31 protein-coding genes and 1 pseudogene are annotated in these 25751 nt (G+C 40.7%); 18 read left to right on the top strand and 14 right to left on the bottom strand.

Going from position 1 to position 25751, the window contains the following annotated elements; translation table 11 throughout:
• Positions 1-41 precede the first annotated feature (41 nt).
• The 3 genes from RRG12_RS14135 to RRG12_RS14125 all read right to left on the bottom strand — a co-directional run bounded on the left by RRG12_RS14135 (position 42) and on the right by RRG12_RS14125 (position 1932).
• Positions 42-866, bottom strand: a complete 825-nt coding sequence (locus RRG12_RS14135) for a hypothetical protein (RefSeq protein ID WP_420759742.1) — start codon at positions 864-866, stop codon at positions 42-44.
• Positions 867-1192: 326 nt separating this feature from the next.
• Entirely contained in the window at positions 1193-1426 is a 234-nt protein-coding gene (locus tag RRG12_RS14130) for a helix-turn-helix domain-containing protein (protein ID WP_163938276.1), read from the bottom strand.
• 329 nt (positions 1427-1755) lie between these two features.
• Positions 1756-1932 carry a hypothetical protein gene (locus RRG12_RS14125; RefSeq protein ID WP_420759741.1) on the bottom strand — a complete coding sequence of 59 codons (177 nt, stop codon included), beginning with the start codon at positions 1930-1932 and terminating at the stop codon, positions 1756-1758.
• Positions 1933-1938: 6 nt separating this feature from the next.
• Between RRG12_RS14125 and RRG12_RS14120 the strand changes: the two genes are divergently transcribed.
• The 11 genes from RRG12_RS14120 to RRG12_RS14070 all read left to right on the top strand — a co-directional run bounded on the left by RRG12_RS14120 (position 1939) and on the right by RRG12_RS14070 (position 9380).
• The gene (locus tag RRG12_RS14120; protein WP_420759740.1) at positions 1939-2736 is read left to right on the top strand and encodes a hypothetical protein; all 798 of its coding nucleotides are present in this window, start codon (positions 1939-1941) and stop codon (positions 2734-2736) included.
• A 116-nt stretch (positions 2737-2852) separates the two neighbouring features.
• The gene (locus RRG12_RS14115; protein WP_420759739.1) at positions 2853-3830 is read left to right on the top strand and encodes a DUF5895 domain-containing protein; all 978 of its coding nucleotides are present in this window, start codon (positions 2853-2855) and stop codon (positions 3828-3830) included.
• Between the two features lie 225 nt (positions 3831-4055).
• Positions 4056-4328, top strand: coding sequence for a hypothetical protein (locus tag RRG12_RS14110; RefSeq protein ID WP_420759738.1), 273 nt, complete (start codon positions 4056-4058; stop codon positions 4326-4328).
• Between the two features lie 143 nt (positions 4329-4471).
• Positions 4472-4741, top strand: coding sequence for a hypothetical protein (locus tag RRG12_RS14105; protein ID WP_094329350.1), 270 nt, complete (start codon positions 4472-4474; stop codon positions 4739-4741).
• 157 nt (positions 4742-4898) lie between these two features.
• Positions 4899-5972: a hypothetical protein gene (locus tag RRG12_RS14100; protein WP_420759737.1), complete on the top strand. Its 1074-nt coding sequence runs from the start codon at positions 4899-4901 to the stop codon at positions 5970-5972.
• Positions 5973-6085: 113 nt separating this feature from the next.
• Positions 6086-6529 (top strand): DUF1257 domain-containing protein, encoded by a 444-nt coding sequence (locus RRG12_RS14095; RefSeq protein WP_420759736.1) that lies wholly within the window; start codon positions 6086-6088, stop codon positions 6527-6529.
• A gap of 2 nt (positions 6530-6531) precedes the next feature.
• Positions 6532-6744 (top strand): DUF2997 domain-containing protein, encoded by a 213-nt coding sequence (locus tag RRG12_RS14090; protein ID WP_420759735.1) that lies wholly within the window; start codon positions 6532-6534, stop codon positions 6742-6744.
• A gap of 49 nt (positions 6745-6793) precedes the next feature.
• Entirely contained in the window at positions 6794-7048 is a 255-nt protein-coding gene (locus RRG12_RS14085; protein ID WP_420759734.1) for a hypothetical protein, read from the top strand.
• Entirely contained in the window at positions 7045-8667 is a 1623-nt protein-coding gene (locus RRG12_RS14080; RefSeq protein ID WP_420759733.1) for an AAA family ATPase, read from the top strand. The genes RRG12_RS14085 and RRG12_RS14080 overlap by 4 nt, the downstream gene beginning before the upstream one ends.
• A complete protein-coding gene (locus tag RRG12_RS14075; RefSeq protein WP_420759732.1) occupies positions 8667-8792 on the top strand; it encodes a hypothetical protein in 126 nt (41 codons plus the stop codon). The genes RRG12_RS14080 and RRG12_RS14075 overlap by 1 nt, the downstream gene beginning before the upstream one ends.
• 27 nt (positions 8793-8819) lie before the next feature.
• Complete coding sequence (locus RRG12_RS14070; protein ID WP_420759731.1) at positions 8820-9380, top strand: WGR domain-containing protein; 561 nt, start codon at positions 8820-8822, stop codon at positions 9378-9380.
• Positions 9381-9606: 226 nt separating this feature from the next.
• Here RRG12_RS14070 and RRG12_RS14065 read toward each other — a convergent pair whose 3' ends face one another.
• Entirely contained in the window at positions 9607-11604 is a 1998-nt protein-coding gene (locus tag RRG12_RS14065) for a protein-arginine deiminase family protein (protein WP_420759730.1), read from the bottom strand.
• 343 nt (positions 11605-11947) lie between these two features.
• Between RRG12_RS14065 and RRG12_RS14060 the strand changes: the two genes are divergently transcribed.
• The 3 genes from RRG12_RS14060 to RRG12_RS14050 all read left to right on the top strand — a co-directional run bounded on the left by RRG12_RS14060 (position 11948) and on the right by RRG12_RS14050 (position 13839).
• Positions 11948-12685, top strand: a complete 738-nt coding sequence (locus RRG12_RS14060; protein WP_420759729.1) for an SDR family oxidoreductase — start codon at positions 11948-11950, stop codon at positions 12683-12685.
• A 5-nt stretch (positions 12686-12690) separates the two neighbouring features.
• Positions 12691-13275 carry a DUF1648 domain-containing protein gene (locus RRG12_RS14055; RefSeq protein WP_420759728.1) on the top strand — a complete coding sequence of 195 codons (585 nt, stop codon included), beginning with the start codon at positions 12691-12693 and terminating at the stop codon, positions 13273-13275.
• Positions 13276-13515: 240 nt separating this feature from the next.
• A complete protein-coding gene (locus tag RRG12_RS14050) occupies positions 13516-13839 on the top strand; it encodes a hypothetical protein (protein ID WP_094344603.1) in 324 nt (107 codons plus the stop codon).
• Between the two features lie 365 nt (positions 13840-14204).
• Here the strand turns inward: RRG12_RS14050 and RRG12_RS14045 are convergent, their stop codons facing one another.
• Positions 14205-14966 carry a DUF6748 domain-containing protein gene (locus RRG12_RS14045; protein ID WP_420759727.1) on the bottom strand — a complete coding sequence of 254 codons (762 nt, stop codon included), beginning with the start codon at positions 14964-14966 and terminating at the stop codon, positions 14205-14207.
• Between the two features lie 796 nt (positions 14967-15762).
• Positions 15763-16971, bottom strand: a complete 1209-nt coding sequence (locus RRG12_RS14040) for a PQQ-dependent sugar dehydrogenase (protein WP_420759726.1) — start codon at positions 16969-16971, stop codon at positions 15763-15765.
• Between the two features lie 266 nt (positions 16972-17237).
• Here RRG12_RS14040 and RRG12_RS14035 point away from each other — a divergent pair, with 266 nt between their 5' ends.
• On the top strand, positions 17238-18779 hold the full coding sequence (locus RRG12_RS14035; protein ID WP_420759725.1) for an iron uptake porin: 1542 nt from the start codon (positions 17238-17240) through the stop codon (positions 18777-18779).
• Position 18780: 1 nt separating this feature from the next.
• On the opposite strand, the gene RRG12_RS14030 is transcribed toward RRG12_RS14035, so the two are convergent.
• Positions 18781-19011: an NAD(P)-binding protein gene (locus RRG12_RS14030; RefSeq protein WP_420759724.1), complete on the bottom strand. Its 231-nt coding sequence runs from the start codon at positions 19009-19011 to the stop codon at positions 18781-18783.
• Positions 19012-19273: 262 nt separating this feature from the next.
• On the opposite strand from RRG12_RS14030, the gene RRG12_RS14025 reads away from it, so the two are divergent.
• Both RRG12_RS14025 and RRG12_RS14020 read left to right on the top strand, forming a co-directional pair.
• Positions 19274-19603: a hypothetical protein gene (locus RRG12_RS14025; protein WP_420759723.1), complete on the top strand. Its 330-nt coding sequence runs from the start codon at positions 19274-19276 to the stop codon at positions 19601-19603.
• Positions 19531-20154 carry a toll/interleukin-1 receptor domain-containing protein gene (locus tag RRG12_RS14020; RefSeq protein WP_420759722.1) on the top strand — a complete coding sequence of 208 codons (624 nt, stop codon included), beginning with the start codon at positions 19531-19533 and terminating at the stop codon, positions 20152-20154. Before RRG12_RS14025 ends, RRG12_RS14020 begins: the two co-directional genes overlap by 73 nt.
• A 76-nt stretch (positions 20155-20230) precedes the next feature.
• Here RRG12_RS14020 and RRG12_RS14015 read toward each other — a convergent pair whose 3' ends face one another.
• The 4 genes from RRG12_RS14015 to RRG12_RS14000 form a co-directional block, all read right to left on the bottom strand.
• Positions 20231-21055 (bottom strand): IS5 family transposase, encoded by an 825-nt coding sequence (locus tag RRG12_RS14015; protein ID WP_420759721.1) that lies wholly within the window; start codon positions 21053-21055, stop codon positions 20231-20233.
• Positions 21056-21204: 149 nt separating this feature from the next.
• Positions 21205-21621, bottom strand: coding sequence for a hypothetical protein (locus RRG12_RS14010; RefSeq protein WP_420759720.1), 417 nt, complete (start codon positions 21619-21621; stop codon positions 21205-21207).
• Positions 21622-21732: 111 nt separating this feature from the next.
• The gene (locus RRG12_RS14005) at positions 21733-21957 is read right to left on the bottom strand and encodes a hypothetical protein (protein ID WP_420759719.1); all 225 of its coding nucleotides are present in this window, start codon (positions 21955-21957) and stop codon (positions 21733-21735) included.
• An 81-nt stretch (positions 21958-22038) separates the two neighbouring features.
• Positions 22039-22179: a hypothetical protein gene (locus RRG12_RS14000; protein ID WP_420759718.1), complete on the bottom strand. Its 141-nt coding sequence runs from the start codon at positions 22177-22179 to the stop codon at positions 22039-22041.
• A 323-nt stretch (positions 22180-22502) separates the two neighbouring features.
• Between RRG12_RS14000 and RRG12_RS13995 the strand changes: the two genes are divergently transcribed.
• On the top strand, positions 22503-23666 hold the full coding sequence (locus tag RRG12_RS13995) for a hypothetical protein (protein WP_420759717.1): 1164 nt from the start codon (positions 22503-22505) through the stop codon (positions 23664-23666).
• A 204-nt stretch (positions 23667-23870) separates the two neighbouring features.
• On the opposite strand, the gene RRG12_RS13990 is transcribed toward RRG12_RS13995, so the two are convergent.
• The 3 genes and pseudogenes from RRG12_RS13990 to RRG12_RS13980 form a co-directional block, all read right to left on the bottom strand.
• Entirely contained in the window at positions 23871-24818 is a 948-nt protein-coding gene (locus tag RRG12_RS13990) for an IS5 family transposase (RefSeq protein WP_420758163.1), read from the bottom strand.
• Between the two features lie 200 nt (positions 24819-25018).
• Positions 25019-25390: a nuclear transport factor 2 family protein gene (locus tag RRG12_RS13985; protein WP_420759716.1), complete on the bottom strand. Its 372-nt coding sequence runs from the start codon at positions 25388-25390 to the stop codon at positions 25019-25021.
• Between the two features lie 170 nt (positions 25391-25560).
• Positions 25561-25751 (bottom strand): annotated as a pseudogene (locus RRG12_RS13980) (hypothetical protein); the annotation flags it as partial.

Here is a 25751-nt window from a genome sequence, read left to right as displayed (position 1 = left end):
TTTCCTTTTTGGCAGTTGTGTAACGCTGGAATAATTTGCTTTTATTGAATGGTGTCAATTGTCCAAGGAAATCGAGTTAAATCCTGGTGATGTGCTTCAAAAAAGATGAACTCGTTTTCATTCCAGTCGAGATGAAGGGTAAGACGAATTTTGTCAGGGTCTACTCTTTCAAGGCTTTTATCGTGCCAACAGTTAGCGCCTGTTAGCTGCCTGTCGAAAGACTCTGTAGAAATCTCTGCTATGGCTGCGCTTGATGCCGCATTCTCAACTGTGCTGACTGAAGTAGGAATTTTCTGCTTTTTCTCATCAACTAAAAATAATCTGTATTCAGGCGGTATCTGAGCAAGGCTGACAAAATACTTGATGATTTCTGGTACAGCTTGAGCAAGCGTGGTACGATCTTCATCCAGTGTGATTAACTGCTCTTCTAATGTTGGGTATGAAAATAGGCGATCGCGCACAGCAATATTGGTTTGTCTAACTCCTGAAATATTTAAGCTTTTTTGTAAGCATTGGATACTGTTTATAATTCTGTGCTGAAGATAAATTTCAATGCCAAAGTTTGAATAAAATTCTTCACCTATATTTTCAGAGGGTTGGCCTTGTTGCCGCACTTTAGTAAAGTTATACCAAGCTTGAGGATCAGACATAATCCGGTAAATCATTACCTCATCTTCAGCACTACCCTCCAGTCCGGCTATCGCCAAGTAAACTTGCTTGTTTAGTAATGAAGGGTAAGTGAATTTGTGGTGGTTAGGAGATTTCATGTGAACACAGTCCAAAAGCAGCGAGGATAACCCTTCGGTAGTGAACAGATGAGGGTTATCTTGGAGGAGTCGTTGGAAAACTGGTACTGGATTATACATGAAATTAGCTTTGTGACAATATGATAGAGCTAGTGCATTCTTTAATAGCCAGGATTTGTAGTTTTTACATACCTAAATATACTTAAATTAATAATTTGACAGATACATCATTTTTTGGTTTAAATCTGATTTATATCGGTTTTAGATAGCTTCAAATTCTTTATTTAGTGATAAATCTCAGGAATGCCACTACAAGGCTACCCTTGCCTAACTTTTGAAAATTCTCTAAGTTAGACGTGGCTATCCTTTGCAGAAGGGCTAGTTCAGGCGATTGCGCTCTTGGCGGGGAGCGATCGCTTTTAGTTATCCATCCCCTTAAAAGCAGATCACACTTCAATCCCTAATTCCGCTCCCAACGCTTTCTCTATGCTCCGCAATGTTTCAATAGGCAATTCCTGAATTTTTTCGTTTTCAACCCTGTGCCAATGAGGAGTGCTAATACCTGCTTCTGCTGCTAATTCTGTCAAGGATTTAGGAGAAGCTTTTCTAAGAGCTTTTATTTTTTCCCCCAATCCTGGAATCTCTTTACTAAACGTAACCCGCATTAATGTTAATTCCACATGCACTACTCCTTAAGTATCTTTTGCTGGGTTAGTTTTCTCATACTTTTATAATTACATATTAAGTAGTACTTGACAAGTACTACTTAAGAAGATAGTATATTGATATAAGAGAGGAACAAAGCGCCAGCTTCTCAGCTAAATAAAGAAGCGCTCACCATTGAACCTTGAAAATAGTAAATTTATTAATCCACCTGGGAGAGTAGCTGAGGCACTGGCGCAACCAGAGAAAGCAAGGGGAACAGGAAGGGAAATCGATTTGCGCTGAATAAAAAGTTGCCACAGCAGTACGAAAGTCGCTTTGAAGCTCGTTGCCGGCTGCCGCCCGATCAAGAGATATGCTGCTGTAGCAAGCCCCAGCCACTGGCTAGGAGCAAGCAAATATGAGGCTTCGCCAAATCTAGATTGAGAGTGTTGTGCAAGCACAACAAACTTACCAATAAAAATAGGGCGATCGCTCCGTCTGGAAAACTTGCGATCGCCTTTTTACCCCAATCAAGAGGCAATTTCTAATGATTACACAAACTTCAGCCCCTACGCCAACAAAAGATCCATTAACCACACAGGATCGCCAAATCATTGCAACCATCGTCAATCAGTCGGACTACTCAAAAGAGTGCAAGCCCGAAGATGTAGTGACTATCTGGATAAACTCGGATGATATCGTGTGGGTAAAAATGACCCACGGTTATGCTCGATACCATAAAAAATCTTTCAAACGCGCTGTTGCAGAGGTTAAAGCGAGTCTTTCTGCTCCAGTAGAGCGCAATCATAAGGAAGATGAGGAATTGAAACAAGCTACTGAGAAAATAGGCTTGTTGGGTGATTGTGATTGGCTATCGTTGAGCGTCCAATACCATTCTGATAAAGTAATCGGTCACGCTGGTTGTTATATCTCTCACAAGGCTCGAATATTAACGCCACCGGCTGAATGGGATTTTACACTGCCGAAGTGGAATATGCCTGCTGCCATCTGTCCAGATTGCGAAGGTCATGGGTGCGGTAACTGCTCGTATCGCGGAACTCGTGCAGAAGACTTGTGCGAACCAGTAGACGGCTATCGACTGACTTATGTAGGACGCACTAGCCTTCAGACGGCTCACAATGTATATCTAGATGGTGAGTTCTTAGGAATTGTCTTCAAGGTCAGAAACGTTGATGAATTATGGGAAAACGACCCCAAGACTTACTACTGGCGCTGTGGTGATGGAGTACGGTATTGGTGTGTCAGGGAGGCTGTAGAAGCACTGTCTAGGGCAACTGCTCCGATTGAACTGCCGCAAGTTCGTCAGGAGTTGGTAGCGGCGTAAGTAGAATGGTGGAAGAAAATTCTCTTCCACCACTGTTTTAAAATCAGTGCCACTCAGAATTAGAGCTTCGCTTATTTTTTGCGAAAACTAACATTAAAGAAAGGCAAGCAGCTACTATGACAGCTTTTGACTTTGATTCTGCTGAACACAAGTCCTACGAAAAGACCCCAGCAGCCAAAAGTATTCCTTCACCCGCAGGCATTTGGATTGCTTACGAAAATCAACAATTAGCAGGATGGTACGAAAATAAAGAACTAGTTGGTGGGAAAGAGTATAAAGTTCTTACTAACAAGTTGGACGAAAACGATGAAAAGATAGGCATTCCTGGCGCTCTCTATAGACAACCACGAATACTTGTGATTGGGCGATCGCCTCTGCTATACGGAAACGATAGAAAGGTGATTGGAGTTTGGCGTAGCAGTGATGGTTTGGACAAGAACGCCTACAAATTCGGTAGGCGGTATATGGTGATTTTCGTCGATGCCCAAAATCAACCTCTTCATATCGCACCAGTACAAATAACTGCTTGGGGAGTGTTTCAAGTGTCGTTTGATCAACAACTAATGGCATTCCGTGAAACCTGCGAACAAGCTTATGCAAGTTTTCAAGGCAAACATCACCAACCGAAAAATTTACTTTGGCATTCGATGTGGGTATTTTGTCCCATATTGAAAACAGAGAAACGTGAGAAAGGGGGGCAAACTTCCAATGCCTGTGTATGTAGTGGATACGAAAAGCCAACTGCGCTCAACTGGGAAAGTTATTGTATTGGCAAGAAACCAATAGCTCAAGAAATTGCCCTTGTGCATAATTCCATCAGCGATTGGTGGAAAAAAGGATTGCCTAACAATAACTTACCAAAGCATACGTCTCATGCACTAGATCGCAATCAATTGATGATGGAGTCACAACGATTGATTGAAGCTTTAGGTTGGGGCGAGGAAAAGGGCAAACAGTTTCTCATAGAGAACTATGGTAAAAAAGGAAGGCAGTCACTAACTAACGAAGAATTTGCTAACTTCGTCAACAAATTGCAGTCTATGCAAGCAAATTATGACGATGAAGTTGGTTACTGGGAGGATGTGCCTTCTTAATAGCCAAATACTTGTTGATGTGATTGCAGCAGTTGTGTTTGTCTTTATGCTTCCCTATTTACATTCAAGTAGGGAAGCATATTTGATCAGTTCTCAAGTCTTGTCTACAGCTAACAAAGAAAAGTAAAGAGAATAAGTTTTTTCTTCTGAGAGTGACTTAATAATTCTTGAATCCCTTTCTTCCTCTTTTGATTGGGCTGTATATCAATCATTTAAAATACCCCCATGACAACAATAATCGTTCACCCTATTATCGAAAACTTACAGCAGTTTTCTGACTCTTTCGACATTGAGAAATTATTGCAATCTAAGGGAATTCTGCCGTGGCTTTTAGCAAATAGCTGGAACTACGACGACGAATCTTGTTTGATTGCAAACATTATTGATCAGTCTACAAGCCTTGATGAAGTTTGGGGATCTAAAGAGTTTGATTTTAATGCTCTGTCAGATGAATTAAAGGAAAAACTCAATCAGATTTTTGAGCATTTTTATCTGTAGTATTTGTCACTTTCAATCAATAATTAACGCAAAAGTAACGAATTCTGCGTGAAAAACTCTCCAGTTAGATTTAATCAGTCTGACTGGAGAGAAAAATCGATTCCACAAAAGATTATCACACACTCTACTTCAATAGTAATCAGATGGAATTAAATTTGATTAAAGTTTATGACTCAACGCTTTTAAGCTCCTCAAAAGTTTACCAAATCGACGGTACGCTTTCACGATACTTGGGTGATGAAGGTACTATCCAACATCCACAGTATCTATTTGTACCTCTGCCAAATCAAAGAAAAAAAGTCAGCTTTCGGCTAAACCGAAACAAACTTATGACTCGGTGTTATGAAGTCGAAGGCATGGTTTATCAAAAGCCTGTTGTACAGGATAATTCACAGCAACTTCAGCTATTTTAAGCCATGTCCATACATAAACCACCAGTCATAAAAAGACCTGTTCGACTACAAAAAAGCTCTAAAAAAGTAATCTATAGAGCTACTAAAGACATTCAAATAGTCACAAAGAAAGCTTCGCTGAATTGAAAGTGAAAAATAATGATTGAGGTAAATAATCATGGTACAAGCACTTGACAACCCTGTTGCTGCAAATTTCCTAACTGATGCAGTAGTCGAGCGTCACAATTTCTCGCAATTAAATAAAACTCGCATTCGCTTTCGTATTCAACTAAAGAAAAGTACAAAGTCTGCCGCACCTAAATGGGCGGATGTGCTAAAAGCTGAAGTCTCTGAAATTGAATCAGACCTTGTGAAAGTTACTAATTCCGAAGTTGGTTTGCGGGGTATCAAGGTATTTAAAAAGCTTGATGAGGCTGCTGCCCAATTGAGGCAAGAGATTGCTTCAGTTCAAGAGTGGATGTCTGCTGATACTGGTGACTGGGTTTGTCCAATTGATTTAGCTCCCCTGGTATGGAATCAGTTAATCAATATCAGAGATAATATCGCCCCAGGACTGCGTAATCAATTAAAAGCTGATTACGAAGCGGGACTTCTTGATTATCAAGAGCGCATTGATCAGTTCCTTTCACTTAACACCTGGGAATTAGCACAGGATAAGCAAGAGTCAGTCAAAGCAAACTTGTTAAGAGCATTTCCGACTCTGACCGATCTCGAAGACTATTTGCAAGTCGTCATTGGTCGTCCGGTGATCATACCTGCTTTGTCCGAACAACTCAATCAGCAGCAAGCCGAGTGTCTTGACCAGATTACCAAGTTCATTCAGCAGTATGACCAAAATCTGGAGCAAAGGCTACGGGAATCTGCTCTAGCTGGCGGTGAACAACTCGCCGCACAGTTGCTTGAAGAGTTGGCTGATTGGGAACCAGGACGCAAGCCCGTACAGTTTAAAAAGAAGATGCAACGCCATCTGATGAAGGTTCAGGTACTACTAGCGAATGCTGACCCGGAGGCAGGCAGTAGCTTGGAGGCGATGATGGCGCACTTAGATTCTATCGTTAACGATCCAGCGATTGAGTCAAAGAATCTTGGCAGTGATACGCGCAGTCAACTACAGCAAAAGATAGATTCTATCCGCACCAAGTTGTTAGATGAACAACGCAATCTACAATCACTTGCGACTGACGACGTGGGCTTATCGAAAGCTACCGTGATGTCGTTTAAGTTCCGGTAAAAAACAGTCTTGGGCGAGAGTGCATTCGCTCAAGACTAAATACCTTAAACGAAAAATGCATATACACCTCACAAAGAATACCGCACTTTTACCACTACAGGAAGAAAATTCTCATGTCACACTTCTCAACAGTTAAAACCAAGCTTACTAACCGTGAATGTCTGGTAAAAGCTTTACAAGACTTGAAACTGAATCCGCAAGTACATGAAACAGCACAATCACTAAAAGGATACTACGGTGGCTCTCAAGGACAAAGCGCTGAAATCATTGTGTCTGGCCGCACTATAAAAGCCCGTGCAGATATGGGATTTAAATGGAATGGCTCGGAATACGAAATGATCCAGGACGAGTACGAAGTAATTAGGCAATTAGGAGGAAAGTTCTACGCCTGTCAGCTAATGCCTGCTTACGGACGGCGGATGGTTCTGGCGAAGGCTGAAGAATTACAAGAGCAGTTTGGTGAATGTGCGATCGCTGAATCAACAGAAGGAACTGTGCAAACTCTACGCCTAACCTTTGCCGGACATCAAGAAGTTAAACAATTTGTACGGAGATAATTATGGAACGCTCAATACTGATTCATTTCGACAGCGCTACAGGTGAAGTTCGAGTAGAAGCGGAGGGGTTCGAGGGAGTGAGTTGTTTATCGGCTACACAACCGTTTGAAGAGGCACTTGGAGTTGTCAGCGAGAGCGATCGCATTTTCAAGGATGAAGCTCAAACTCAACAACTTCGGACAACTTCAACTCACTCTATTCGCTTACGGCAGTAAATCAGGGAAAAGGGGAACCGCGACGATTGGGTTCCCCCAAGAAATATTTATGTACCTACCTAAAGAGTATCCTTTCATCCACATTTACGCCCAGCAAAAACCACGCCAGCCTGTGATCATCAAAGCGAATACTGAAGGGTTGTGTGTGCTGCTGAATGCAATAGTAACAGCGATTGCCTACCAAGAGAACAACGGTACAGCAGAGGTTTTCGACGGCGATGCCGAAGCCTATGAGGTGATCGTAAAAGTCGTAAACACACACGACGAATTATCTCCAGTTCCTTATGAGATTGAAAAACAATGAAACTCTCAAATCTGCTCTCCACGCTTGATTCACAAATTCCGATCGCAGCGCTTGATGTGCTGTCTCCTGATGAAGCAACGATTATTCAGTGGTTGACTACAGAGGCATCTAACAAGCTATCAAGTCCAGTGTTTTTCTGGAATCTGGGAGTATCAACCTTAGAGCAATGTTTAATCGCAGCAGATGGGGGATTGGTGTTTAAGCCAGTTGCAGAGTATAAGAAACCACCACAGGCTGATCCATTGTTATATGTGTTTGATTACATTGCTAACTTTAGTGGGAATGGTGTATTTATCCTCGGAGATATTCACCCCTTTATTGCTAAGAATTCACCCCAATTGAGTTGGGAAATTTTAAGCAAGATTAAAAACCTTTACCACAGGTTAAAACCCACAGATAAACGCATTGTCTTGTTAGGTCAGAACATACAATTACACGAATCCTTAGTCAGATTGATTCCTTATTGTGAAGTTCCTTTACCTAGTATTGACCAAATACTTGAACATATCAATTCTTATTTGCATGACCTACAACAGTCAGCTATTGAACAGGAATTGACTTTCACTGTTACGCTTGAAAATGCTGAATTTGAAACTCTTTCTCGTGCTGCACTGGGTTTAACCCTGGAGGAGATTAGCGACTTCCTTCGGTTAACAGTCAAAGAAAACTTAACTAATGATGGTGTCGTTGTCGGCGCTGATTTCATCCCCAAAGCCGTCGAGTACAAAACTCGGCTACTGTCTCAAATGGGTATCGAGTTGGGTAAGCCAGCCAGCATACCCTTCGGCGGTTTGGATCTACTGCGCGAATGGCTGACTCGTCGGCGGCGGCTATTCACACAAGAGGCGCGAAGTCTTAGCTTACCCCAACCAAAAGGTGTGCTACTGGCAGGGCCTCCAGGTACTGGGAAATCTCACTGCGCCAAAAACATCGCTAGCATACTCAATCTACCACTTCTGCAACTCGATATTGCGTCCCTTTTGGGCAGTCTGGTAGGTGAGTCTGAGGGGAATGTCAGACGTGCTTTGAAAACTGCCGAGGCGATCGCACCTTGTGTCTTGTTTGTAGATGAAGTAGAAAAAGCACTGTCAGGTCAGGGCGATACAAGCGGTGTTTCTCAACGCATCTTGGGTACTTTGCTTACGTTCATGGCTGAATGCACTGCTGGGGTGTTTATAGTTGCAACCTGCAATGACCCATCAGCACTACCAAGTGAATTTAAGAGGAAAGGAAGATTTGACGAATCTTTCTTTGTTGATCTTCCTACAGAACCGGAGCGTGTACAGATTCTGGCGATTCATCTACAACGCTTTGGCATTCACCTGGAATCGGAGTACCTCGAAGCGATCGCTGCCAACACCGCGAAGTTTTCAGGGGCAGAACTGGAAACCCTTGCTTCAGAAGCTGCTCTGCTGGCATTCGATGAGGGTAGACCGCAGCAGGTAACACTTGCTGATCTGGAAACCTGTCGTCAAACCATTACCCCACTTGCAATTCAGGATGCGGCGGCAGTCGAACGAATGCAATCCTGGGCATCTACTGCACGACGGGCTAGTAGTCCTGTGGTTGCAGCGAAAACTCAGTCTTTGCGTGCTGCTAAGTTTCGGAATATGAACTGATGAGAAAGCGATTGCCTCCTGATTCTATAGGGGCGATCGCCTACGGCGGGCGGGTACGCCATCGCTCTTTTAGGTTCGTAGCGATCGCGTTCAGTATATCTATCTCAGATGGGGCAATGCCCTGAAGTTAGGAAATTGACAGGGTAAGAAAGATGGAAATCTATTTAGTCTTTGTTGACGCAATTCAAAACAGCAATAAATTCTGGGCGGCCATTGTCGAAGATAGTAACTTAACAGTGCAATGGGGCAGAGTCGGTTATAAGGCGCAAACGAAAATCCACACATTAGCCAATCATCAAAGAGCCGTTAGCAAATTCAACAATCTGGTAGCCGAAAAGATGATGAAAGGCTACAGAAGAAGTCAGTCACAAATCGACAGTAATTGTGAAATTTCTGAAATCAACAGAGCGATTGAATTACTAGAGATTATCCGTCCTTATGTAGAGCAGAGAAATTTTTCAGTTGCTTATATCAATGCCCTAAATCAATATTTAAAGATTGTCCCAACACCTTTGGGTATGCAAATTGAACCATACAGGGTATATCGCTCAGTAGAAGATGTTGATTATCAAATGGAATTACTCAATTCTCTGTTAACAACACCTGCACCACAAGTTGCTGCTGTAGCTGTTAGTCATGCCCCTAAAGCAATAACAGAAACTAAGGTAGTCAGTCTCAAGACTATCAGTAAGAACTTCTGGCGACATTTATAAGGTTCAAGAGTGTGACTGGCAAAAAGCTAGCCACACTTTTAATTTTTTTGCAATCGCATCCCTAGTGTTGACTGACGGAACTGAAGCATTTAAAAAGCTAATCGACCATCCTTTGGGTAATATTCTGTTGGCTTTAATCGAGGTCTGGCAGAAGGTAAAGTAACTGATTGATGTATCTGCCTACTATTAGTTTCTTGAATAAAACTTTTTCAAGTTAAGAAGAAACTTATTTTAAAAATGCAGGCTCAACTTCCCACCATTTTTCAGTAAAAGGTTGCCGACGTGTATTAGTTCCACAATGAATTTCTCCTCGTCCGAGAAAATATGGCTCCCAATCATCGATAAAATGGCAAACTAAACCCAAGGGTTCTAAAACTTCTTTAACATAAGCTTCAAATTGGCATTGATTATTAATCTTAGGGCCAAAAGGTTTAGGAATCCCAAGATGCTGCTTTAAAACTATCATGTTGACCATATTAGGGGAAAAAGTTTCTGCTCGTCCATCTCTATCATTTTCAAACAAAGCAGGTAGTTCGATAATATCTTCTTCGCTTAAATCTAATTCCTGTTTTAAAACCTCTCGATTCCAATTAATGTATTCTTGAAAGCGATGATTCTGCTCATTTAATTTTTCATCATCTAGGACATCTGATACACTAATATCAGCTGCTCCACTAGAAAATCGTTTTCCTTGCCGTAATAATACATGAGCATGACCTTGTTCTCGTAAACGTTTAAGAATGTTATAAAATTGGTCAGTACTAGCTAAAAGTAGTTTAAAACCTTTAGAGGTAGGAGCAGGAACAAAAGTCATAAACTCATCAATATGTCCCACACTCAACCAATCAGAAAAGATTTCAAAAGGTGCTTGAATTTCTTGAGCGTAAAGAAAATCTCGTAACACCTTTAACATTCGACGCGGCTGTGGGATAATTTCTTTGCGAGTTCCTCCAAAAATCAGACGACCAAAGGGATAATGAACGCCTTTAACGGTTACTGGTGGAGAAACTTCTAAATTGCCAAAAGAGTCTAATTTTGTAGCCTCATAGCGGCTTTTGCGGGTTACATAACCAAAGTCAATGCCTAAAAGTTTGGTTTTGGGGAAGTCAACTAATCCTCGATCGCGAGGAGAATCAAACACCACGTACATTAGATGTCCTGGAGCTTGAGTATAACCAATCTCAATCTCGTCTTGCATCCAACGGTCATCCTGATGAAATTCAAAAGGAATAATATCTAGCTGCGCGTTCGCTTTTCCAACAACTTTTCTCAGTTCCTCAATAAATTCCTTGTTAACTCCATTTGATAAGCGAGAAACAAAGACTGCGATCGGAGATAAAGTATTCGGAGTCATAATCCAAGGTGCGACTCTGAAGATAACTTGATCGCTGTAGAAAGATTTTTCATCTTTTACTAGACTTAAAGTAATCTCAACTATGCCAGGAAAATCAAAATCAGGATAACTTAGTCCCTCAATAGCTAAGAGAATATCTCGGTCGGTATCCCTAATTTTTGCTCTTGTTCTTCCTGGGCCAATTAACTCATAACCATCTCTCTCTAATTCATCATAGATGCGAATCTTTTTGGCTATGTCTTTATTAACTGATAAATAAAGCTCGTATCCAGAGGGTAAATCTCTCAAACCAGTTTTCCGAACAGTCATAAAGCTAAAATCTTTCAGATCGAGCAGACCTTTTATTAACCTTTCTGTGTCATCATCTTCTTGATTAGAATAAACAATGTCGCGATCGCTATTCACTAATAAAACTGCACCATGACCATTAATGCCCCACTTCCAATCAGCTTTCTGGGGATTATCTTCTTCAATAACTCCATCCCTGTCTGCATCAACATCTAGACAAACCCGAACAACAGTTAACTTCAGTTGTACAAGACTTAGCTGACGATCATTATTATCTTGAAAGCTGATTTGCAAAGAACGGTCTTTGATTTGATCGCTAAAAGTTCTTGACAAGAGATTAATTTCTGGAAATTGTTCGAGAGAAAGAGGGGTTTGCGTAGAAACTATTTGGTCGGTACTAGTAAATAGTTCAACTTCTCCACTAGTGTTTAAAATTACAAGTTTAGTTTGAGGAGGAGCTAATTTTTTTAAAGAGATTTGTACTGGCTGACCGACAATTAGAACATCCTCATAAATTTGGCTTCTCTCTTTAGAAGCTGAACGACGCTCATCAAATCTTTCAACTTCTGATAACTTTCTCATAACCATAACGACCATTTAACTTAATCTGTTTTTACTATTTTCTTTATCCTATAACTATTATTGAAGATTGATAATCATTTAATTAATAAATATTACTAATACTTAGCGCACTTTTGTAACTTTCTGGAACTACAATTTTAAATGAAATTATGAGAATGTTGGCAGGTAAAGCGACTTATGACTTTAAAAATTCCCTATTTAGTAAAAGTTTAATTAATGCAGGGTAGAAAGGCAAAAACGGTTAATATAGACAAAATAGGTGCTAGTATTCACAACAATAACGCTTAAGAACGCTCATGTCCAAGGTTTTTCAGATCATGGAAAACCATAAGGAGAAATCTAAATGAACTACGACATCAAAGACAAAACCATTTTGGTTACGGGCGCAAATCGCGGCATCGGCAAGGCGATAGTTGAGTCGTTTATTGAACACGGAGCCACCAAAGTCTATGCGGCTGTTCGTCAGATCAACAGTGTCTCCTCATTGGTTGAACAATACGGCTTACGGGTAGTACCAATTCAAGTTGATTTAGCTGATCCCCAATCTATTGTTGCTGCTGCTCAGGCTGCCCCAGATGTGCAAATTGTCATCAATAATGCAGGAGTCTTTCAAGCTGGAACTCCCTTAGCTGAGAATGCGATCGCCTCACTCGAATTTCAGATGAAGATCAATGTATATGGATTGATCTACATGGCTCAGGCGTTTGCCCCAGTACTCAAAGCCAATGGAGGTGGTGTCTTTGCCCAAATCAATTCTGTTGCTTCGCTCAAGGGTTTCCCCGACTCTGCTACTTACTGTGCCTCGAAAGCTGCGGCCTATTCAATCACCCAGGCATTACGAGAACTATTGAGTGAGCAGGGTACGCTAGTACTAAGTGTTCACCCTGGCCCGATTGCCACGGATATGGGCGATGCGGCAGGAATGAGTGAGGTTGCACAGCCACCAACACTTGTGGCAGACGGGATAATAAAAGCTCTCAAAGCTGGGGATTTTCATGTCTTTCCTGACTCGATAGCTAAACAAATGGGCGATGCTTATAAAAGCTTTGCCCAAAATATCGTTGAGGTATCATCAAGTTAACTACATTGCAGGGTAATACTTTAGACAAGGGGATCTGGGTATTAAACGGCAAGCCCAAACTCTTCTCGATTAAGCCAACTTTATTTGGCATTATTTATGCTAGACCTGATATTGTAATTCCTGGATTCGATTCGGCACAGATGCTAAACTTGAGCGCACTGGTAGGACTTGTGGGATTATTCGGCATCGCTATTCACGCTTGGTCAAGATTACCGGATACTATACCTGTCCACTTTGGATTTGATGGACAAGCCGATGGTTGGGGGAATAAAAAAGTTCTGTGGTTGTTACCAATTGTCGGTTTAGCAATTTATGGACTTTTAACATTTATTAGTCGTTATCCCAATACATTTAATTATCCAGTTGTAATTACCAAACAAAATGCTTTGCAGCAGTATCAAATTGCTTGTTCAATGTTGGATTGGTTAAAAAGTGAGATGGTTTGGATATTTGTTTACATTGAATGGCAAATATTCCATCTAGCGACTACAGAAAATCCCAATTTAGGGGTATGGTTTATACCTGTAACATCAATAATTATATTTGCGACAATTGGATATTGGTTGAGTCAATCTTTTCTGGCACGTTAACGCCATACAAAATAGTCTTGAATGCCATTTTGATTCGAGCCTTACAAGAACAGTAGAATCCTATTGCATGGCGTAATGAGTAGATTGAACTACCCTGAGTTAGAGTCCCCCAGGCAAAGGTGATGGAATGGCGCAGCTTCCAAGTGGGGGTATGATGTACGTAATCGTCTAATCGTCTCGTTGCTGAGTTTCCAAGTCCATTGCTTTCAGTTCCAATCCAATGGCATTTGAAGGACAATTATGAGTAACCCTCTTTCCCAACCCGAAGATCCAGACTTCCATTCATCTATTCAGGAGAATCTAAAACAGCTTTCTGCTCAGTTAGGATCTCCTTTGTCCGAATTATCAGTCATGGAAATATACCAGAATGCGTGCGATCTACTGAGCCACGTTTCTCCATCACCTCTTACTCTTACCCGTGTTGCAGGAACATTACTGGTCTACCGAGTCACGGACACAGAACCGGAAGAATTTGAGTGGTTCACCACCCAAGTGAAACAATGTCTGGACGAAGAAGAAGTTGAGGAGTTGATTGAATCTATACATCGCACGGATGCTTTGTAATCGCTGAAAAAGTGGCAGTCTCGCGCACATCAGATATTGTCGCATCATCTCTTGCAATTCCACTGCCTCACCTGGGGGTGTGTACACTGTTTCCCCAGATCAGTGTAATCACAATCCTTTGCCACCTCGCCCACTCAAAGGGAGCGAACATCTACGGTGGGCGAAACAGCGCCATCACAGTAGACTTGGCCTATTGTGCCTCCCGCTTCCTCCCTTCATTGTAAGCTGCCACAAACACGGCTTCCGTTGACTTGATTCCCTTGCAAGTGTGTAACGCTTCTTTGAGATAGGCGATAGCCGAAGGCTTAAGCTTCGCTTATCGCACAGTTTTAGGATGAGCCAGTGGCAAAGATAACCTTATTTCTTTAGTTCGCTTCCACTCTCAAATAAAATTGTGTAGCCACAAACTTAGTATCTCTCTTGGTTGGATCTACGTTTTCTACTACCTCAGTTTTACCTACAGCAATCAAACCTTGATCAAAAATTTCGTTTGTTGCTGCGTCAAGTTGTTTTTGTGTTGCACCGGTTTGACTCAAATCAATTGACGAAACTTGAGCAGTCTTAGGTTTATTTAGAACCAGATTATCTGTGGAGAAGCAAGGAGTTGTGATGCAACGAATGCCATTGTCTTTTAGTGCCACAAAAGTACCTTTTGCTGGGGCATTTGTCGCAGCATAGAAGGCTTCTTTTACTCTCAAATTCCCAAACTCACCGAATCCAGAAAATGTTACTGGAACGATGTTACCTCTGAGAATCACACGGCTACCATCATCATTTTGAATTTTTATTAGTTCGGAAGGCGAGACTTTCAGGGAACTCCAATCAATTGCAGACACATAGCATTCGGAGCGAAAAACACCATCTAAGCAAGGAGTAGCTTTCAAGTTGACTTGCTTTATAAAATATCCACCGCATATTGGAGAAGCACATCTGCGAAAATCTCTTCGCACCATGTAATATCCCCACTGTGGAAACTCTTGGTTTTTGACAGTGACTGCAACAGAATCAGTAGTCTCTGGAGCAGAAATATTTTGCGCCGATACTTTGGAGAAAAATCCGTTGGTGACTATTATTGCACCTAATAAAGGAATAATTGAGGCTTTGTAGCTCAATGATTGTTTGTTCATGGTAGTTTTCGATTTTATTTGAGGGTTCAATACCTTTGTTAAAAGCAGAGTTGACAGCATTTCTCGTAAAAACTGCCAAAATTACTTATACACAAGCTCGGAGTTGACAAGGTAAGTTGGAATACTATAACTCTTACACTACTGACAAGAGGTTAAAAAATCTTACGGGAAACCTTAAAGGAATTTTAAGGACTCATTGTTTTTGCCAACTTTGTCCCAGAACCGCCTGACTGTATGCCCAATCTCTGCATTTAGCCAAAACTGCGATCGCTTGATTTTGATCCGACTTCACAAAATCGCGTTGCTCCCATCAGCATTGTTGATCAACAACCTCTCGCCATCAGCAAAAGTGACAATCTGCTGCCAGTGATTCGGTGCGTCTGCCTCAATCACTCCCGATTCGACATAGCGAGGGTGTAACTGTTGTGAAACCGTGATTAATCAGCAAATCAATTCAAGCGATAAATTGGTTTTAAACGCTCAAATCAAGGCTGAATAGGGTAAAAAGCTAGTATTTAGTAGAAAATGCTTAATTTTACTTAAGGAGTCTCTATCTCTAATCTACTGAGACTGCTATACCTGCATTTCTCACAAGCTTCAGGTGAAGAAGAAGCAGAGGGGAAAAAACTTGGTATTTGAACTCTCCCCCAGCAAGAACTCCGGTCTAAATTATAAGTCTTCAACCGGACACGATATTACCTCTATTGGGTATTCAGACCCCTCCTGAATAAAAGCCACCAAATTTTTAATTTGATGGGAGTCTTAAACCCAAGTTTGCTAAGGTCAGATGATTACTCTATTTAGCAGTGTGGGAAACACGATAAATCACTCCATTGGTATCATCAGTAAATAGCAGCGAACCATCTGGTGAGATCGCTAAACCAACAGGTCTACCAAACTGTGCAGTTCTGTCTTTAGTCAAAAAGCCAGTCACAAAATCTTCAAATTTCACAGGTTTGCCATTTTCGTAACGAATCCGCACAACTTTGTACCCCACAGGTGGATTGCGGTTCCAAGAACCCCGCATAGTTGCAAAAACATCACCTTGATACTCTTGGGGAAATTGTTTGGCAGTATAAAACGCCATTGCTAAAGGCGCACTGTGGGCTGTGTAAGTTAGCACTGGCGGTTGAGTTTTGGCACAGTACTCTTTTTTAGTTGCTCCTTCAGGTTCAGCAGATAAGTATACATCAGGACGCCTATCACCCCAACAAAAAGGCCAACCATAGTTCCCATCTTTTACAATGCGGTTCAACTCTTCTGGCGGCTGGTCATTTCCTCGCCAATCGGAACCGTGATCTAACCCCCAAAGTTCGCGTGTTTGGGGATGCCAAGCAAAACCAATAGTATTTCGTAAACCTTTTGCATAGATGGAGCGATTACTGCCGTTTGGTTGCGCCTGTAAAAGTGTGGCGTGTTCTGGATTTGGTTCATCACAAGCGTTACAGGTACTACCTACGGAAATGTAAAGCATCCCATCAGGCCCAAAGGCAATGGTACGGTTCGGGTGCTGTCCAGCATCGGGTAAATCAGAAATGAGAGTTTCCAATTTGCCCTCTGTACCGTCCGATCGCAAGTCCACAGCATATAGATGCGTATTGGTGACAAAGTAAAGCCTATTTCGATGAATTGTGATACCGTTAACAAATTTTAAACCCTTAGCTACGGTACGTATTTCCTTAGCTCGTCCATCTTGGTTGGTACCTAAAAGCGCAATGACATCACCTTGTTCACGACGAGTAACGTAGACTGTACCATTAGGAGCGATCGCTAAGTTACGAGGATTACCTAAGTCTTTCGCAAATACACTAATTTCAAATCCAGGAGGTAATTGCAACTGTTGCAAAAGAGATTCCTGAAATTCAATTTTTTGTGGTGTTGCTAAGTAACCCTCCACTCGCTCAATTTTTTGTTTTTCTGGCTGTTGTGAATTAGCGGTTTGAGTAATACTTAATATCAAAGCACATCCAATTAAAAAGTGCCTCGATTTTTTGATTAATTTCATGAAACCTCAAGTAAGAAGTGATAATGTTGCTTTTGTTCAAATCGGCCCGAATCAAACATAATTTAGTAACCGCAATGGAACCAATCAGCCAAAAAGGGGCTTTTAGTGAGTTAGATTACATAAAATTCTAAAAAGTCGCATCTAACAAACGAGATATTAAAATTAGTAAAACATCCGTTAAAAGCTATTCTTTTTGATAGATGCAACAAGTTATATAATTTGAGAAAATCTTGACGAAAACAAAAAAATAATTTAATTGTGAGTGAGTGTTAAAGAGCTTTTTGGCTGTAAATTCCTTTATTTTAAGTGTTACACTTGCGGTTTTTCAGCCAGTGAAAGCATTTGAAGTTTTGCAAGAAACCGTGACAATTACGCCAGTTTCCCAATTCTCTGATGTACAATTTACAGATTGGGCTTTTGTGTCCCTACAATCATTAGTTGAAAAGTATAGTTGTATCACTGGATACCCCGATCATCTTTTTCGAGGAAATCGAGTCATGACTCGCTATGAGTTTGCTGCGGGGCTGAGTACTTGCATCAGTACAATTAGTCAACAGTTTGGCAGCCAGCTTTCACAAATTGCACCAGAAGATGTTACAACTATTGAAAAATTAGAATATGAGTTTGCTACAGAGTTAGCCACTATTGAAAACAGAGTAGAAAATTTAGAGGTAAATAGTGCTGTATTGCGATCGCAACAGTTTTCTACCACAACTAAAGTAAGCACTTCCGTTGTAGTTTTAGCTAGTGGTATAACTGGAGACAGTGCTGATGCAGACCCGGAAACTAGTATCGATTCAAATTTAGCTTTAAATTATCGGACTCGTTTAAACTTAATTAGCAGTTTTACAGGTCAAGATAGATTGCTTGTACGTCTTCAATCTGCAAATAGAGTACCTAATTTTAACGGTGCTTCTGCTACTAATATGACGCGCCAATCATTTGAAGTTGGGAATAGTGACAGTAGCCTTAATTTAAATTTACTAGAATATCGCTTTCCTGTTGCTGAAAACCTCAACTTCTATCTTTATGGAAATGCTGCATCTCACCATTACTATGCAACAGTTGTTAACCCCGATTTTGCCAGTTTTGGCGGTGCAAAAGGTTCTCCTTCTCGCTTTTCGGAACGTAACCCTATTTACCGTATTGGATTTATGAGTCCAGCGGGTTTAGCAGCAGTTTACAACAACAGAACTATTCGTTTGGATATAGGTTATTTAGCAGAAAACGCCGAAACTGGAATTGAAGGATTGTTTGGGGGAAACTATAGTGCTTTAGCACAATTTTCCTTCAAACCTTCACCAAATACAGAATTTGGATTAACTTATATTCGCAGCTATGTTCCTGATGGCAATTTGCTACATCGCACAGGTAGTGATTTTGCAAACATTCCTTTTGGTGCAGGCATACCATTAATGGTGAACGCCTATGGTGTCCAAGCACTCTGGAGAATAACCCCCAAGATGGCTGTAAGTAGTTGGATTGGCTACATGAATGCAGAACGAGTTGACGGTGTGAATGGTAATGCAAATATTATCAACTATGCAGTGAATCTGGCTTTTCCTGATTTATTTAAAGATAAAGCCGTGGGTGGGATTGGATTTGGAATGCCACCTAAAGTCACTAATAATACAATTAATAGCCGCGAAGATCCGGGAACAGGTTTACACTTTGAAGCTTTTTATCAATATCCTTTAACAGAAAATATCACTATCATACCTGGTATTATATATCTCACTCAGCCAAACCATAATGATGTCAATAGAGACATTTTTATGGGCAATATCAGGACAGTATTTAACTTTTAATTCAATACGCTTGTGAAGCAGTTCCACCCTCGTAAATACCACGGGTTTGAAGACTTGGGTCTGCGTATCTAATTGAATATGTTTTACCACCTACGCGATTTTTGACATCAATGATAGTGATATTTTTATATCCAAGATCACGTAATTCTTCGGCAGCCGTTAAACCAGTACATCCAGCACCAAGGATACCAATACGGATTGAAGGTTCATAGGTTAAACGATTAATTCGCATAAATTTGAATTTCAGTCCCATTTAATTGTACTAACTTTATGTTCAGCCCTTCGAGGTTCAAGATAGTGCGATGACCAGCGATCGCCAACGCCATCCGATAAATCCCAACTGAGTGCAGAGTATTTTGCTACTTCTAATCAGCTAGAAGCTCTGCCAGAACGAAAAGCTCAGAAATTAATTGTAGAGAAAGATAGCAGTATTGCTGACTTACAAAGCTGGTAACATTGAAAACAGACCTACTTAAAACTGCCAAAACTAACCCATGTCCGATTCACAAGACCCAAAGCAAGTCAACAACGACTTACGAAATTCACAGTTTGGCGGTGGGTTGATTGACGCTGACACAGTAAACGCTGGGCGAATTGGCTGGGACAACATTCACCTTGGGCAGCAGACGGGGCGATATCAGTTAATTCAGTCCTATCGCAGAATCAACGGCAGCGATCGCTCTCTGAAAAAGACTCACTCGAAAAAGCCTACACCCTTCAAAGCCAGAAAGTTGCAAATCTGCGAACAGCCTTGGTTATTGAAACAGATGTATCCCGCAAGTTTCAATACGAACACCAGCTTCAGTCAGAGGAACGCACACTGAAGGAACTTGTTGACAAGTTGGATGCAATTGAACAACAGTTGCAAGCTACTGATTTTCCTCACAGCAAACAGGAAGATAATCAAGAACAGTTACAGAAGGAGCTAGAACAAGAAGGGGGAAAACTCAAATATGAGAAAGAAATCTTCATTTCCTATGCTTGGGGTGGAGATAGTGAAACCTATGTCAATCACTTGTACGAAGTTTTACAATCCAAAGGTATTGCCATCATTCGAGATAAACAAGACTTGGGTTACAAAGGACTAATCAAAGCTTTCATGGAAAAGATTGGGCGCGGGAAATGTGTCATTGCTGTGATTAGTGATAAGTATTTAAAATCACCAAACTGTATGTTTGAATTGGTGCAAATTGCTAAGAATGGTGGATTTTATGACCGAATTTATCCAATTGTGTTACCAGATGCCCAATTTTATGACCCAATTCAAAGAATTAAATATATTAAACATTGGGAAGAGCAAATCAGAGAATTAGGTGAAAATATCATTAGCATACCAAGCTTTTTGATTGAGTATAAGCCAGCGATCGCTAGCTAAAAAAATGGCAGCTAACAAAGTTTCAGTTATTAGTTAATAACTGAATTAATTTAATTAATTTGATTTTTTAGTCCACTTATAGTGCTAATTCGTGATTATAAATCCCCGCAATTAAATTAGACCTTAAGCCAAAACGTCGGTGACGGTTTCGATATCTATCAGACAAAATTTTAAATATCTTCAGACGACGATTTACGTGTTCAACAGTAATTCTTAATCGATTGAGTTCTCGATTATATTTTTTCTGTTCTTTCGTCAACTTCTTTCCTTTTGGTTTTTTAATCGGTGTTTTACTCAATTGATGAATTTTATTAATTCCTTGATAGCCTTTATCTGCGATGACCTTGAGTAATTCTCCAAATTTTATCCCGCTATTTTTAAATAGCCTAAAATCATGGATTCTCCCCAAACCATGCGCTAAACAGATGACCTGACTAGTGTTTTGGTGGATAACTACCTGCGTTTTTAAAGTATGTTCTCCTTGCTTACCGCTAAAAAATCTTTTTTGTCCGGTATGAGGTCTTTCAATTGGACTTTCCGTGACATCCATTACAACTACATTTTCTTCAGAGGACATTTTCCATAATTGTTTTTTACCCGGTAAACTAAACTTTCTTGACTTAATTAAAATATTTTCAATTTTAAAAACTATTCGACAAACCGCAGATTCCGAAAGCCCAAAGTCTAACCCAATATGATAATAAGTGCGGTATTCCCTCCAATATTGAATAACCATTAAAACTTGGTCTTCAATAATTAGTTTAGGGCGGCGACCTGGCTTTTTTTTCTTTTTTTCATCAGCTTTAACTACCTCAACCATTAACTCAAAGGTTTGACGACTTACTCCAGTCATGCGCTTAAATTTTTTCGCAGTCAGGTGTTTAGCTTTCTCTATTTTCACTGCTCCTCAAAGTCATAATCGTAAATTGCCAAATTTTTTATTATATCACAAAACACTTTTGCAAGAGTTCTATTGTCTTGCATTTACTGAAAGAAATTATTAGCGTAACAGCCACCACCCTTGCGTCCACTTTCAGGTATGGTTAGGTGCTAACTGCCATGTTTTTTCGACTGACTCACCATGAAAACTAAGCCAGAAGCAACAATTTGATAAGGAATGAGCAAAACTGCCCCAGTAATAGCTTTCAAAGTCCACCCAATACCCATTATCGATCGATAAAGTTTTATTGCTTCGTCTCTGAATTCTGGAGCAATATTTCTGAGTCGGTCTTCGTCTGACCAGCCATTAAAATCAAAACCCAGATAATCAAGCCGCATCTCGGCATATAAATCTGGTAAATATGCCAACAAAGTAACTAGAAGAACGCACGTCATCAAAGATAGAAAACTGCTTAATAGCAAACTAGTAACATAACCCTTCCGCCTTAACAGAAAAGGTATTGCAAATGGCGTTATCACCATCATTGCCAGAATAAAAAAATAAACTGCCAAAACTATGTACTGCATTTTTTGCTAACTATTTATTACACAGGCGAAAATCACATCATTAATTTTACCCACCAATACAAAATAACCACCCCGAAACAAGGCTTAGGGTTAACCAATAATATTTTTAACTCAGTACACATCCTCAGTTCCACTGGAGTAATAAAACGGCAAGTTTTTCCGAATCACTAACTCTACTAGCATTACACCCAGTGGTTCATATTCGTAGTAATATCTAACTTGACTATTGGTTCCAGGAAGTGGTGGTTGAGCGCAGGCTGCACCAGGAGAACCGCAAGTTACCTTCACAGGTATAAGTAAAATTCCTACTCCTAATACAAATATCAATTGTTTCATTGCGACCGTTTACTCGTATGGCTTTTAATGTGTTCAAAATTACTATACATATTCTGTTCGCGTAGTTTTATATACTATAAGCTAGAAGACTCCCGCTACACCGCTTTGCGGTGTAGCGGGATGATCAATAGCGGTCAAAAACGAAGGCGTGGCGCTTTTAATGGGAACGAGTGCTGCAATATGCAAGTAGTTGAAAGCGTAGGCGTAGTCCGTCGCAGACATCGCTACTCATTCCAATCAACCAATTCCCCATCCACAATCACAACACCCCACTGCGGATATTTCGCCAACAATTTCTTGATCATTATCACCAGTGCCGGATTATCATTCCAACATCAACATTACTTCAAGAAATCAAACCTCGGATTCTGCCCCAAATTCGCAGCAACGCATGAGTTTCTACATACGTCGTGGTTGCTCCAGGAGCAGAATGTCTGCGGGGAAATCTTAGTTAATTGCTATATTCTGCAATATTTTTTCAAGAACAATACAGCCGATAACAGGTTACTATACAGCAGTTACTCAAAAACAGGTAAAGCAAGATTATGGCAACAATTATAGGTACTGATGGGGACGATATTTTAATCGGAACTGCTGGGGATGACAGAATTATCGCTAGTGCAGGGGATGATACGATTACTGGTGGAGATGGCAGAGATACCATTGATTACAGTAACTTAGCACAACCTGTAACACTCCAACCAGTAGTGATTCAAAAAGGCGTAATTGGAACTGATACGTTTAGAGATTTCTTTGAAACTGTTATTGGTGCTAGAGGACAGACTAATATTATTGATGCAACTACTGACAGTACAAATGTATCGATAGTAGCTGATTTATCCAAAGAAAAACTAGAAATAAGAGTTGTGGGTTCGCCACCAATAATAGTCAGTGTGAAAAATTTTGTGAATGTAATTGGTACAAATCAAAAGGACACTATTACTGGTGATGCTGCTGATAATCAATTATCTGGTAGCGGCGGCAATGACATTATTAGAGGTAGTGCAGGCAACGATACCTTGAATGGAGGATCTGGTACTGATACGGCTGATTACAGCAAAATAGGTGTAAGCTCTACTATCTTCATTGATGGAACTCTTCAAAAAGGTGGTGGACTAGGTAGAGATTTACTTGGTAATTTTGAAAATCTTGTTGTTGATGCTAGCGTTGCAAATAACACTATAGATGCCTCAATTGCTCCTTCAGCACCCTTTTTAGTTGGAGATGCATCAGTTAATGTTAACCTTGAAAGTCAAAGTTTCGTAATTAATAATGTTCCTAACATAGGCACAGTTGAATTCACATTTATCAACTTTGATAATGTTAAAGGTACAAATCAAAGTGACACCATTGTTGGAGATAGGCAAAATAATGTATTATTTGGCAATGGCGGAAACGATACACTTTCTGGTAAGAGCGGGAACGATACACTCGCTGGTGGGTTAGGTGCAGATACTCTCACTGGCGGACTAGGTGCAGATAAATTTGTTTTTACAAACGTATTAGAAGGTGTTGATATTATCAAAGACTTCAAGGCTGTTCAAGGTGACAAAATTCAAGTTTCTCAAGCAGGGTTTGGTGCTACTGACCTTAGTGACTTCAGTTATGATCCCCTAAATGGTTCTTTATTCTTCCAAGAGTCTAGATTTGCCATTCTAGAAAATAAGCCTATTGGTTTTCAAACTAATTTAGATATTCAACTGGTTTAAGCTCAGGGATTGTATAAGTTCAACCAAATAGTGGGACTTAGAGGTTGTTTGAAAAGTGTCAGATTGGGCCTTAAATGCAACTCACAGAAGCAAGCGAACGCGAATTCCAGAACCCCCATTATCTCGTTCAACTTCTAGGATAGCCAGAGGGCTTTGTTGCATGAAACAGAAAAAAGGCACACCAACTCTTAGCAGAGTTAGTAATTATTTTTCCACTTTGTAGCTATCTGGCTTGCCTAACTGAATCATGCGATTAAGTGCAGCACATTGCAGAAATAACTCAACAGCTTGATTGTCAAAAAAGCGTCGTCTTAGCTTACCCCCAAAAATAATTTTTAGTCGAAACATAGCTGTTTCAGACAAAGAACGTCGATGATATCTACTTTCTTGCTTCCATTGCTGGCGACCAATTTGATGTATCCGACGCAAATTTTCATCTCTTTGATGTGGAGGCAGTTCAGAGTTATGAGGCTGTTGAATCTGAGCGTTACTGCGAGGTGGAATCACTGCTTTGGCTTGGCGTTGAGTGATTGTGTCGTAACTTTTGTTTGTGTCATAACCGCCATCACCAGATACTTGTTCAATATTGGAGTCAATCTGCTCCAACAAGTCGGGTAGTACCTCGCAATCAGCTACATCATTAGTAGTCACCACCGCAGCCAAAATCTCTCCGCTTCCTTGATCAACTCCCAGATGCAACTTCCGCCACGTCCGTCGTTTACCTACCCCATGTGTGCGAACTTTCCATTCTCCTTCACCATACACTTTTACCCCAGTTGAATCCACTACAACATGGATTGCGTCATCCTTTGGGATTACGGGCAGTTCCACCGATAAATTGCTCAAACGACGGCATAGGGTGGAGTGATCTGGTACCTTCAACTCAATTCCCATCAAGATAAACAGTGATTCTAGAAATCCTTCCGTCTGCCGCCCTGCTAAGTTAAATACCGATTGTACAGTTCCCATCGTAGCGATCGCCACGTCACTGTAATAGTTGGAGGCTCCTTTCCGTCCTGTTTTCTTTTCGTTGCGCCACTGTTCGATTACTTCTTCACTCACCCAGAAAGTCAGGCTCCCTCGCTGCTTGAGCGCCGCATCATATTCCTGCCAGTTACGGACTCTGTAGTTAGTTTTGGCTTTCGTCTTCATAGTCCAACTAAGAAACTAGGAGGGGATTAGTAGAGGTAGGAAGGAATAAGTAAAATTTACCATTTTTCTCTATTCATGCAACAACGCCTAGCCAGAGTAGTCAAACATAGGTTAGATGACTTTTCAAATAACCTCTTAGAGTCTTCCTTGCTCCAATTACTGTTATGGTGCTACTCGCCAAAACTTTAGATGACAGAAGGTCACAAAGATAATAATTGAGCATCCATAAAAACAAACAGATGGGCTACTTTTCCATTTTCTATGACAAAAAAATCCATGCCGGTTAAGACATTTGGCTGGGGATCGGTGCGAATATCCCAGAATAGCCGAGCCCCATTTTGCGTACTTTCCATCGGTTTTGTTGCCACAAAATTGAAATTAGCATCGTCCGCAAATAGCTTGTCGATAAAGTCAGAAACGGCGCTAATGTCGGTAAGGATAAAATCCTTGTCATACATTTTTATATCGTCTGCATAGATGGTTTGCATCAATGCGTCACGCGTTGTACGGTCTTTTTCATTCCAGACAGCAGTATGTGTTTGCTGGAGATAATTCATTGCCTGTGCATCCATGAGTAGACTGGCTAGTTTGTTTTCTAAAACGATATGACTTTACTGCCCAAAAGTAAGCGTTGTCTTTGATGCGGAACGTTGATGGTTTCCATTTAATTAAAGTCATTCCACTCAATCAGCATACCATCCACGATCGCAACCTCCCACTGCGGAAACTTCGCTACCAGCTTTTAATCACAATCTGCTTTCGCCGGATCGTCACTCCAGCACTCTTGCAAAAAGTCAAAACCCGGATTCTCCCCTGAATTCGCCGCTCGATTCAATTTTTCCCTTCTTACAGGTCGCATATTTGACCTTGAAACAATCGCCTCATGCGACCATTTTTCAGTAACGGGCGCAGAGGAACCCTCACCTTCATGAT

The sequence above is a fragment of the Nostoc sp. CALU 546 genome (assembly GCF_048836525.1).
Note: the sequence above shows the minus strand (reverse complement) of the source record. Positions and strands in the feature narration are given on the sequence as shown.